Here is an 11076-nt window from a genome sequence, read left to right as displayed (position 1 = left end):
TGTGATAAGCGATTAGCGGGACGGTGTCACCAGGGTTGCCCTCATATTGCATGGCGATCAGTACCTGTCCATCCGTGGCAATATCCAGGTGGCGGATACTTGACTGATGATACTCCTCAGGTAAGCGAACCTGCTCAAGTGGTTGTCCTGTGTGTAAATCGAGATAAACTAATGATGGTTGCATCGATTCCAGATTAAGCTTCTCGCGGCCTTGCGTTTTGATGCCACCATTGGCAATCACGAGTGTTTTCTGGTCTGGAGACAGGCGCAATTCATGCGGGCCGATACCCGCGGATGAATACTCTTCGACTATGTCAAAATTTATCTTGATGTCGCGTATAACAATGCGGCCATGCTCATGTTGCCCGCTCTTTTCTGTGGTGAGCAGATAGCGGCCATCGGCACTAATCTGAGCATGTCCGTAGAGATGATATCCATCGGCACACATAATCCGTTGTACTTGTCTGCCGGATTGGTAATCGAGTACATCGATGGATGTTCCCGGGCGTCGGGATACCGCAAACAACCAGGGTTGAATAGGATGGCTGACGATCTGGTGTGCGCGACATGGCAGCGGATGGCGTATCAGCTGTTTACCAAGGCCATTAAACAGGTTCAGGTAGTGCTGCCCATCTATTCCCTGGCTGGCAGAAGCGAAGCGTTGCGATGCCTCGGAGGCCTTTGATGAATAGCCCTGCGCTGCGCTGCTTTGTAATAACACCGAAGAAGCTGCCAGCCAGCCTAAAAACTGGCGGCGATTAATCCCCGTCACGGCTGTTGAATCCTAATTGGATATTCAGGGTTTGCATGGCCAGCTCCAGATGATTCTGCAAGATTTTCAGGTGGCCGCTAACCTGCATGAGCTGTTGGTGCATTTGCGCAGTGATATTCATCTCGTTAATGGCAGGTAGCTGAGCCAGCTCCGCTGTAATCATCTTAAACGCGGCTTCAATATCAGCAGCACGCTCAGTGTCATTCGATGCCTCTAACAGAGTTTTCACGCTGACGGGGTGAGTGCCACTGTAGAGTTCATGCAGAGCGATAATATTTTCCCGGATATTGTTGATAGATTGCCCGCTGCGCCATGATTCGCTTTTCTTCCAGCGGCTTTGCTGCGCTGATGTGTCGAGTGGTTTCAGGAGCTTGTTATCACGGATAGCTTCAATGGGCTCAACAAGCGATTTCATAAACTCTGTCGCGGCCTCTGAAGGTGTTTCATAGGCAAAATACTCTTCAGCTTCCGTATCCGCTGAGCTTGTATTGTTACTCGCCAGTGAGACTAAGCGCGCTTCCTCTGTCCATTCACTGTGAATAGCCTGAGCGGTGTCATAGATGTGTTCTGCAATAGCATTGGCCAGACGGCAGTCAACCGCATTGCGTTCTTGTATCTGCTTATCTTTAGCAAAGAGTAGGCGCTCAAGTGCCGGGAAGCCTTTGACGCTGATGCTGGCTGAGCGGAAAAATTCGTCATCAAACCTTGCTTCAGTGGACGTCAGAAGTGCACTGAGTTGTTTTGCGCCAATATTCTTTTTATCCGGCCAGTATTGCAGAGAATAATTCCGCATCAGCAATGTTACCGGGCCAAACTGTATATGCTGTACGCCCTGCCAACTGGCCTGAGCACTGATAAAACTCTGTTGTGCTGCGTCTAGTTGCTGAGCGGTTGGCGCTTCACATAAGTGCTTAAGCTGTTCAGACATCGCTAAACTGTTATCCGCCAGACGTTGGTAACGAGGAAACAGGTGCTGCTCGATAATGACGTTGTTTAATTCACTCCACTGTTCTTCAGTGGGTGCTGCATGAACAACGCCAACGCCGAACAGGAATAAAGATAGACCAAGTAAAACGGGTGTTAATGAATGGCTCGGTTGCATTAGAGTGATTCCAGAAATGAGATGAGAGCGTGTCTGTTTTGTGGTGACAGTTGCATGAAAAGTTTTTTACTGGCGTCTGCTTCCCCGCCGTGCCAGATAATCGCCTCCGCTAAATTCCTGGCACGCCCGTCATGTAAAAACTGAGTATGACCGCTGACAGATTTTGTCAGGCCAATGCCCCATAGAGGCGCGGTTCTCCATTCGCGCCCCGTGGCAAGAAATTCGTCACGGTTATCGGCTAAACCTTCACCCATGTCATGTAATAACAGGTCAGTGTAGGGGCTGATTGTCTGTTTCACCGGGGGGTTGGATGAGCCATTGTCAATGATATAAGCAGGTGTGTGGCAGCGCTGGCAGCCGATAGCGGTAAACAGTTTTTCGCCACGGATAACGTCGGGTGCATGCACATTGCGTCGCTCCGGAACTGCCAGATTACGCGTATAAAACGTAAACAGATCGAGCATCTGCGCAGAGGCTTCAGCATTATCCAGATGTGCGCTATTACCGTTGGGCAGCATCTGACAGTGTGTTTGTGCTGCTGTGCAATCACCTGATCCACTTGGGAACATCGGGGAAGAGATGCCGATATCCGCGTGTAGGGCTGAAGCATTCTGTTGTTGTAAAGTGGGATGCCCTGCCTTCCAGCCAAAGCGGCCGATACTGTGGTCTTGTTTCTGCATATCCCAGACACGGTTTACGCGCCCTGAAATACCGTCGTTGTCGAGATCGTTGGGGTCTTCGTTTGCGAGAATAACGGACTCTGAGATGGCTTCGAGTAAACCCAGACCGATGATAGGCGGAGCTACCCGGGCTGACATCCGGGTATCGGGGTGCAATGGGCCGTAGCTTAGTTGTTTAATATCATACTCAGGCGTACGCAGTGAAATAGTGGCGTTCTTATCACCGGCTAAAAGTGACACGGGAAGCTCGGTATACCGCACTTTTATACGGCCTTCTGCGGCAATTCCCTGTACAGATAAGCCTTGTAGCTGTGTGCCATACATGGGGTCGGGGAGTGCGCTTTGCTGGCCTGATGCCAGCATTGCTCGTTGCTGCTGCGTGTGCGCAGGAACACTCAGGCGCAGAATCATGGAGATCGCAGCATCTGCGCTGTCGTTTGTTGTTGTAGGGCGTCCACGGCCATTACGGATATGGCAACTGTGGCAGGAGCGAGCATTAAACAGCGGGCCAAGACCATCGCTGGCCGTGGTTGACGAGGGCGACGAGACCCATATTTTGCTAAACAGGCTGCTGCCCAGTGTAAACGACATCCGCTCCTCTGCAGTAAGGTTGGCGGATGGTAATGAAAAGGATGATGAAAAGGCATTCTTAACCACGGGCAGAGACGCTTTTTCTGATTCTGGTTCAGGCTGCTGCTCACTGGCATAGGCCTGAGAGAGCAGCCAGTGCTGGCTAGCCAGCGTTGCTGTGGCTACAGCAATCGCTACTATGCTGACCGCAAGAAGCAAGAGCCTTTTCATCGGTGCATTACTGAACGGCGCTTGGGTTATCGAGACTATCAGAACCTTCTAACGTTACGCTGCCGAGCTCCAGTGCATTCATCGCTTTCTCGATTGAGCGCGTCTGAGCGGTTAATGTATCGACTACTTTCTGTACTACCGCGTTGCCTTCTGTATTACCGCTGGCAATCAGTACATCAAAAGTATTACCGAAACTTGCCTGATCTACCATAGCCTGCATGGCTGCTTCGGTGGCATTCAACTCGGCGCGCAACTGTTGATCAACGTCTGCAGCTTTAGCGCTGACCAAATCTGATAAACCAGGCCCTTTCACTAAACTGCCATCAACACGAGTGTATTCGCCCAGATAAACGTTCTTTATGCCTTTTGCATCGTAATAGTGCGAATTGTGAGTGTTGTCGGAGAAGCAATCGTGCTCTTCTTCCGGATCGTGTAGCATTAAACCAAGTTTGATACGCTCGCCGGCCAGTTCTCCATAAGAGAGGCTACCCATGCCGCTAAGGATGGTTCTTAACGCTTCACTATCGCTTTTTGCTGCCAGGTCGTTGCGTGCTGCGCCCCCCTCTTTCCAGTTGTTGGCCATCTCTTCCAGGTCAGTGATCAACAACGTCGTGACGGCACTCAGGTAGTCGCGACGGCGCTCGCAATTTCCGCCAGTACAATCCGTTAAACTATAATCAGTTGCGGGACGAGCCCCGGCGCCTTTCTCTGTACCATTCAGATCCTGTCCCCAGAGTAGAAATTCAATGGCGTGATAGCCTGTCGCAACATTCGTATCAATCTCATCGACTTCATGTAATGTTTCAGCAAGAAGTTGCGGGGTAATGTGGGTCGCATCAATGGTTCTGTTGCCAAGTTTCAATACCGGGTTAGCAATCACGTTGGCGCTATATAGGAGGTTTTCATCGGATTCAGTGCCGTAACTTCCACTATTCACATAATCGATAAGCCCTTCATCCAAAGGCCAGGCATTCACCTTGCCTTCCCATTCATCAACTATCACGTTACCAAAACGGAATGCTTCTGTTTGCTGGTAAGGAACACGAGCATTGATCCACGCCTGTTGTGCTGCATTCAGGTTTGCTTGTGTAGGCGAAGTTAACAGGTCATCGATAGACGCTTTGAGTATTTTAGCTGTGGATAAAGAGTCGGCATAAGCGGCTTCAGCAATATCACCATAAGTGCCTACAACAGAGGCCGCACTATTCGCTAATACAAAAGTATTGGTTGCACTAAGTGCAATAGTGAGTGCTAATTTTGTAAATACTTTCATTAATTTATCCTGAGCTAAGAACATTTCGCTGTAAATATAAATGATAAGCGTTATCATTACAAATAGTGTTTTTTAATATTTTTTTATATCGGAGAGCGTAATATTGAAGATGGCGGCGGTGTATCTTTCTGCTTCAATGGTGCGTCTGGGAGTACATCTGGTAGGAGTACTTTTAGTTGCAGGAGTAGTTACAGGAGTAGTTGTAGTCGCTAGCGGCAACGTCAATGCCGAACAGCGCCAGATACAAGAATCACCGGCTTCTCAGGATGCAGCGCTTATCGAAAACCGAAAAGTATCACTCGGCCAGCAGTTATTCTTTGATGTTAATTTATCACAAAACAGAACCCAGTCCTGCGCAAGCTGCCATGCGCCTGATAAGGGGTTCTCTGACCATCGCGGAACGGGAGCTGCATCAGCCGCTTCAATAGGGGATGATGGGCAATCGTTAGGTGATAGGAATACACCCACCGCCAGTTATGCGGGGTTTTCGCCTGTTTTTCATCAAACCAAAGAAGGTGTTTTTAAAGGCGGACAGTTTTGGGATGGACGCGCTAGCACGTTAGCAGATCAAGCTGCAGGGCCACCACTCAATCCCGGTGAGATGGCTATGCCGGATAAAACCAGTGTCATTGCTCGTTTAAAAGAAAACAGCCACTACCAAAAAGCTTTTAAGGGCATCTATGGCGAGGCCATTTTTGAACAAGCCGACAAGGCTTATGCTGCCATGACGGATGCAATTGCTACGTTTGAAAGAACCGATTTTTTCTCACCTTTTGATGCCAAATATGACCGTTATTTACGTGGCGAGTATCAATTAACACCGCAAGAAGATTTAGGGCGCACCCTGTTTTTCTCCCAGCAATTTACTAACTGTAACCTTTGCCACCAGTTGCGTACATTGCCTGAGCAACAGGAAGAAACCTTTAGCAATTACGAATTTCATAACATTGGTGTGCCAGCTAACACTGCATTACGTGCGATGAATGATGTCACACAGCTTGACCAGGGGTTGCTGAACCACCCTGATGTAGACGACGCAGACCAGCGTGGTAAATTTAAAACCCCCACACTGCGCAATGTTGCCGTGACTGCCCCCTACATGCATAACGGTATTTTTAGAGACTTACGAACAGTGATTTTGTTTTATAACAAGTACAACAGCCGTAGTGTAAAACGTCAGATTAATCCTGAAACAGGTGATCAATGGCGTGAACCGGAAATACCAGAGACGCTCTCTCGTAAAGAACTTGAAACAGGCCCTGCGCTGGATGATAAGCGTATTGATGCGCTGGTGGCATTTCTTGGAACACTAACGGATAGAAAATACGAGCATTTGATTAAGCCGTAAAGTGATTAAAGTATATAACTAAAAACTTTTAAAAAAAGTTTTCTTATTTCAGTTTCGTTTCAGCTACGGGTTTTATAGTAGCACCATCAAACAGCGATACACGCTGACGAATTTAAGGAAACGACCATGAAAACCTTTCTGACTACTGCTCTTCTTTCTTCTGCTCTTTTGGCTTCACAGGCATTTGCCGGTGGTTTAAGTGATTTTTCTGCACCGTCTGTTGAGGCTAACCTGGCAGTTGGCCATGTAGCCACCGCTCAGGGGTTTGCATCCGTTGGCAGTCCACTTTCTGATCTGGGTGTTTCGGCTCAGGCGCATTTGGCTGATGCCAATCACACCGTTGCCAGTGCTGCTAGTCATATAAATAGCAATACGGTTGCGTTGTCAGGTTTAGACGTGCCGGCTAAATCAACAGAAGCACAGCTTTAATCATTTACACGGGAGGCTTTGCCTCCCTTAATTAAACAACCGCTCTCATCGTTCTATGTACCAGAACTTGTTGTTTAAGGCATAAGCAGCCCGGTAACACTGTTGCTCTCTCATCATGAAGTAGATAGACCTTTAGCCGCTAACTTTCTCATGTTTCATGGGACGGTTCAGCGGCTTTTTTTTGCGTGGCGATCAGACTGAACGTTTTAGTATTGCAGGCGAAAGCTCTCTGGTTAAGTCTGTAGCTGAGATCTCTTTGCACCCGGTTGCATTCTGCCCACACCAGAGGGGCGAAAAATCAGCGCAGTTCTCGGCTTCTGCTTTTGAGCGTATGGCCGTAATAGCGGTTGTGGCCAAAGGAAACTCTGGCGGGCTGTTGCTGATAGGGCCAATTTCCCGGATAACACGGTTGACGATGCTGCGAGCGGGCCTTCCGGAAAATAAGTTAGTCAGAGCGGTGTGCTGTGCCGAGGCGCTTTTCAGTGCTGTGCGGTGAACCAGGCTTGTTTTGGTTTCCGGGCAAAGTAAATAAGCCGTACCGATTTGTGCGGCAATAGCACCCAGCGAGAGCGCCGCGGCAACGCCTGTAGCGTCGGCGATACCGCCTGCAGCTATCACGGGAATATTAACGGCCTTAGCAATTTGCGGCAGTAATGAAAAAGTACCGACCTGCGTGGTTAAATCGTCTGATAAAAAGATCCCTCTGTGGCCTCCCGCTTCCAGTCCTTGTGCAATTATGGCATCTGCCCCATGTGCTTCAAGCCATAGTGCCTCTTCCACGGTAGTTGCGGATGATAGTACCTTTGCCCCCCACCCTTTTATGCGTGCTAATAAGTCAGGAGCAGGCAGGCCAAAATGGAAACTCACTATGGGCGGGCGAAATGCTTCAATTACATCAGCGATGTCGTGTGAGAACGGTGCCCGGCCAGGTCCTGCGGGGATATCATCAGCATTGATGTCATATTCAGCAAAATAAGGCTGCAATGCTGTTCGCCAAACGCCTTCGCGTTCTGCATTCGCCTGAGGAGGCGTGTGACAAAAGAAATTCACATTAAAAGGTTTGCTGGTTGTTGATGTGATGGCCGTTAATTCTGTTCGAATCATGTCAGGTGTCAGCATGGCGCAGGGCAAAGAACCCAGCCCCCCTGCTTGTGATACGGCTATGGCTAACTCGCTTCCCTGCACGCCCGCCATCGGTGCTTGAATAATAGGCAACTCGATACCTAACAAATCCTTAATATTCATATTATTAACTTCTCTTTTTGTTGCACAAAGCTCAGGCAAACAGCGAATTTTTTTGACTACACACAAGGCCGGACGGTTAACCCCCGGAGCCAATCAGATAAGTCGTTACCGCGGGGTCTCCTTGCTAACTATGTTATCTATTTTCGGTGATTAGTACATATAACTAAAATAGTAGGAAAATAGTTTTTTTATTTCAGTTTCGTTTCAGCTTTGGTTTGTAAACTAGCCCCATCAAACAGCGACACTCGCTGAACTGTTTAAATTAAAGGAAATTATCATGAAAACTTTACTGACTACTGCTCTTCTTTCTTCTGCTCTTTTGGCTTCTCAGGCATTTGCCGGTGGTTTAAGTGATTTTTCTGCTCAGTCTGTTGAAGCTAACTTAGCTGCCGGGCATGCAGCGACAGCACAGGGTTTTAGCGTAGTGAGTAGCCCACTGTCAGATTTAGGTGTATCTGTTGAGGCGCATTTAGGTGATGGTACTCATGCTAATGTGAACAGCGCGCATGACGGTGTTATTGCAAATTTTGGTTTAGTGGCACCGGCCCAATCTAAAGAAGCTTAGTATTAATAAAAGTTGATAAAAGCGTCGGTATAAACAGGCAATAAGGTGTTGCCTGTTTATGCTCAGCATGATGATCAACTCATTCTTAAACCGGCTAATTAGCCGGTTTTTGTTGTCTGGAGGCAGCGCCTTCCGGTTCTCTGAAAATGAAAAGCGGGCTTATACGGCCCACTCTTCCTGAAGATGCTGATCTTTTAATTTCACATAATTACCCGCGGTGTAGGTAAAGTAGTCCATCTCTTTTTCTGTGAGCGCCCTCACCTGCTTTGCCGGTCTGCCGACATACAGAAATCCGCTGGCGAGTGTTTTCCCCGGTGGGACTAAACTACCGGCACCAATAACCACATCTGACTCAATAACCGCGCCGTCCATAATCATGGCCCCCATTCCTACCAGGATACGATCACCAATAGTGCAGCCATGCAGCATGGCCTGATGGCCTACGGTGACATGATTGCCAATGATCAGCGGGAAACCGTCGGGGTTGTAGGGACCTGCGTGCGTGATATGCAGAATAGAACCATCCTGTATGCTACACGAGTGGCCGATGCGGATTTTGTGCATATCGCCACGAATAACCACCAATGGCCAGATAGAGGTATCGGCACCGATTTTTACATCGCCCAGCACGACTGCTGAAGGGTCTACAAAGACTTTATCGCCAAGCGTGGGCGTGATTCCCTGAAAAGATCGAATATTCATTAATTATTACTCGCTTGCATCGCCATAATCAGTCCCCATTGTATACTAATCACTATTTTCTGTTGTACTGCCTATTTACAGACATTAGCACTGATATAAGCACTTACAACCGCACCCGTTACGCATTTGGCACGCTCATGCAGCGTTCAGAGCCTGATTTGGAGAGATCAATGAGCAATCCGTTATTGGAATCCACCCTGCTACCCCCGTTTAGTCAGATTAAACCGTCCGACATTACCCCGGCAGTTGATCAGCTGTTGCAGCAAGGACGAGAGCAGATTGCCAGACTGACCGGGGATGTCAGCAGTGCTGAGTGGGATAAAGTGATTGCACCGCTGGATACGATTAATGATGCGCTTAATCAGGCCTGGTCCCCTGTGTCACATCTGAATATGGTACTGAACAGCGATGAGTTGCGAGAAGCCTATAACGAAAACCTGCCAAAGCTGTCGGCCTATTGGACGGAGATGGGCCAGAATGAAGGCCTGTTTAATGCTTATCGACGTGTATCCGAACAAGGCTCTGGTTTAGATACGGCTCAGAAAAAAGTCCTGGAACATAGTCTGCGTGATTTCCGTTTATCCGGTATTGATCTGCCTGTGGATAAAAAACAGCGTTATGCCGATATTCGCCAGCGCTTATCTGAACTGAGCACTAAGTTTTCTGAAAATGTATTGGATGCCACGCAGGGATGGGAAAAGCTGATTACTGATCCTGACATGCTGAAAGGTATGCCGGAAATGTCGCTGGCGGCCGCCAGGCAAGCAGCAGAAGCGAAGGGCAAAGAAGGTTATCTGCTATCGCTGGAATTTCCTTCCTATTTTCCGGTGATTACGCATTGTGATGACAGAGCGTTGCGTCGTGAAGTCTATGAGGCTTATGCGACACGTGCATCTGATCAGGGACCCACCGCCGGCCAGTGGGATAATTCAGAAGTAATGACGGAAATTCTGACACTGCGTCAGGAGATGTCGGCGTTACTCGGTTTTGAAAGTTATGCACATTACTCACTCGCCACTAAAATGGCCGAGACACCCGAGCAGGTGTTGCAGTTCTTATATGATCTGGCAGATAAAAGCGTAGAGGTAGCACGTCAGGAATATAAAGAGTTATGCGCTTTTGCTAAAGAGGAATTTGCTGCAGAGAGTGTTGAGTCCTGGGATGTCGCTTACTATTCAGAGAAGCTCAAACAAGCCCGTTATTCGTTATCACAAGAGATGTTGCGCCCTTACTTTCCATTCCCTAAAGTTCTGCAGGGAATGTTTGATGTTGCCAAACGCTTATTTGATATCGATATTGAAGAAATTACTGAAATGGATAGCTGGCATGCGGATGCCCGACTGTTTGCCATTAAGCGTAATGAAGAGATCATTGCACGTTTTTATCTGGACCCTTTTGCCCGCGCAAACAAGCGGGGTGGCGCATGGATGGATGTGTGTCGCACGCGTCGACGTTTGCAAGATGGCTCTTTGCAGCTACCAACGGCGTACCTGGTGTGTAACTTCAATGGGCCGGTGGGTAATGATCCGGCATTGCTGACGCATAACGAGGTAACTACGCTGTTTCATGAGTTTGGTCACGGCTTACATCACATGCTGACACAGATGGAATATGCGGATGTGAGTGGTATTAGCGGTGTCGCGTGGGATGCAGTAGAACTGCCGAGTCAGTTTATGGAAAACTGGTGCTGGGAGCCTGAAGCGCTGGCGATCATCTCCGGACACTATCAGACGGGCGAAACACTGCCGGTTGAATTGCTGGATAAAATGCTGGCTGCAAAAAACTTCCAGTCTGCATTAATGATGGTGCGTCAGTTAGAGTTTTCAATTTTTGACTTCAAATTGCATCATGAGTTTGAAGCGGGTAAAACCGATATCCAAGGGTTGTTAAATGACGTTCGCCAGCAGGTTGCGGCGATCACACCCCCTGAGTTCAATCGCTTTCAGCATAGCTTCAGCCATATTTTTGGTGGCGGATATGCGGCGGGTTATTACAGCTATAAATGGGCTGAAGTGTTATCCGCCGATGCATTCTCAGTGTTTGAAGAGCAAGGCGTTTTTAATCAGGAGGCAGGCCAGCGTTTCCTTAAAACAGTTTTGGAAAACGGCGGTTCTAAAGAACCGATGGAGTTGTTTGTCGCATTTCGTGGGCGTGAACCT

The 11076-nt window shown here is 48.4% G+C and carries 10 protein-coding genes; 4 read left to right on the top strand and 6 right to left on the bottom strand.

The window, feature by feature from the left end; genetic code table 11:
* The 4 genes from ABY436_RS16300 to ABY436_RS16285 form a co-directional block, all read right to left on the bottom strand.
* Positions 1-772, bottom strand: a 772-nt coding sequence (locus ABY436_RS16300) for a DUF1513 domain-containing protein (protein WP_372739991.1), incomplete at its 3' end; no start/stop codon positions are given.
* Positions 759-1874, bottom strand: coding sequence for an imelysin family protein (locus ABY436_RS16295; protein ID WP_372739990.1), 1116 nt, complete (start codon positions 1872-1874; stop codon positions 759-761). The genes ABY436_RS16300 and ABY436_RS16295, both read right to left, overlap by 14 nt.
* Positions 1874-3355 carry a di-heme oxidoredictase family protein gene (locus ABY436_RS16290; RefSeq protein WP_372739989.1) on the bottom strand — a complete coding sequence of 494 codons (1482 nt, stop codon included), beginning with the start codon at positions 3353-3355 and terminating at the stop codon, positions 1874-1876. Before ABY436_RS16290 ends, ABY436_RS16295 begins: the two co-directional genes overlap by 1 nt.
* Before the next feature lie 7 nt (positions 3356-3362).
* On the bottom strand, positions 3363-4628 hold the full coding sequence (locus tag ABY436_RS16285) for an imelysin family protein (protein WP_372739988.1): 1266 nt from the start codon (positions 4626-4628) through the stop codon (positions 3363-3365).
* A gap of 109 nt (positions 4629-4737) precedes the next feature.
* Here ABY436_RS16285 and ABY436_RS16280 point away from each other — a divergent pair, with 109 nt between their 5' ends.
* Together ABY436_RS16280 and ABY436_RS16275 are read left to right on the top strand one after the other, a co-directional pair.
* Positions 4738-5976 carry a cytochrome-c peroxidase gene (locus ABY436_RS16280; RefSeq protein ID WP_372739992.1) on the top strand — a complete coding sequence of 413 codons (1239 nt, stop codon included), beginning with the start codon at positions 4738-4740 and terminating at the stop codon, positions 5974-5976.
* A gap of 126 nt (positions 5977-6102) precedes the next feature.
* Entirely contained in the window at positions 6103-6405 is a 303-nt protein-coding gene (locus ABY436_RS16275) for a hypothetical protein (RefSeq protein ID WP_372739987.1), read from the top strand.
* Between the two features lie 192 nt (positions 6406-6597).
* On the opposite strand, the gene ABY436_RS16270 is transcribed toward ABY436_RS16275, so the two are convergent.
* Entirely contained in the window at positions 6598-7650 is a 1053-nt protein-coding gene (locus tag ABY436_RS16270) for an NAD(P)H-dependent flavin oxidoreductase (RefSeq protein ID WP_372739986.1), read from the bottom strand.
* A 277-nt stretch (positions 7651-7927) separates the two neighbouring features.
* Here ABY436_RS16270 and ABY436_RS16265 point away from each other — a divergent pair, with 277 nt between their 5' ends.
* On the top strand, positions 7928-8215 hold the full coding sequence (locus tag ABY436_RS16265) for a hypothetical protein (RefSeq protein WP_372739985.1): 288 nt from the start codon (positions 7928-7930) through the stop codon (positions 8213-8215).
* Positions 8216-8374: 159 nt separating this feature from the next.
* Here ABY436_RS16265 and ABY436_RS16260 read toward each other — a convergent pair whose 3' ends face one another.
* Entirely contained in the window at positions 8375-8917 is a 543-nt protein-coding gene (locus ABY436_RS16260; RefSeq protein ID WP_372739984.1) for a gamma carbonic anhydrase family protein, read from the bottom strand.
* A 170-nt stretch (positions 8918-9087) separates the two neighbouring features.
* Between ABY436_RS16260 and prlC the strand changes: the two genes are divergently transcribed.
* On the top strand, positions 9088-11076 hold a 1989-nt coding region (gene prlC / locus ABY436_RS16255; protein ID WP_372739983.1), incomplete at its 3' end, for an oligopeptidase A.

This window comes from Neptunomonas sp., from assembly GCF_041601355.1.
GTDB lineage: Bacteria > Pseudomonadota > Gammaproteobacteria > Pseudomonadales > Balneatricaceae > Neptunomonas.
Note: the sequence above shows the minus strand (reverse complement) of the source record. Positions and strands in the feature narration are given on the sequence as shown.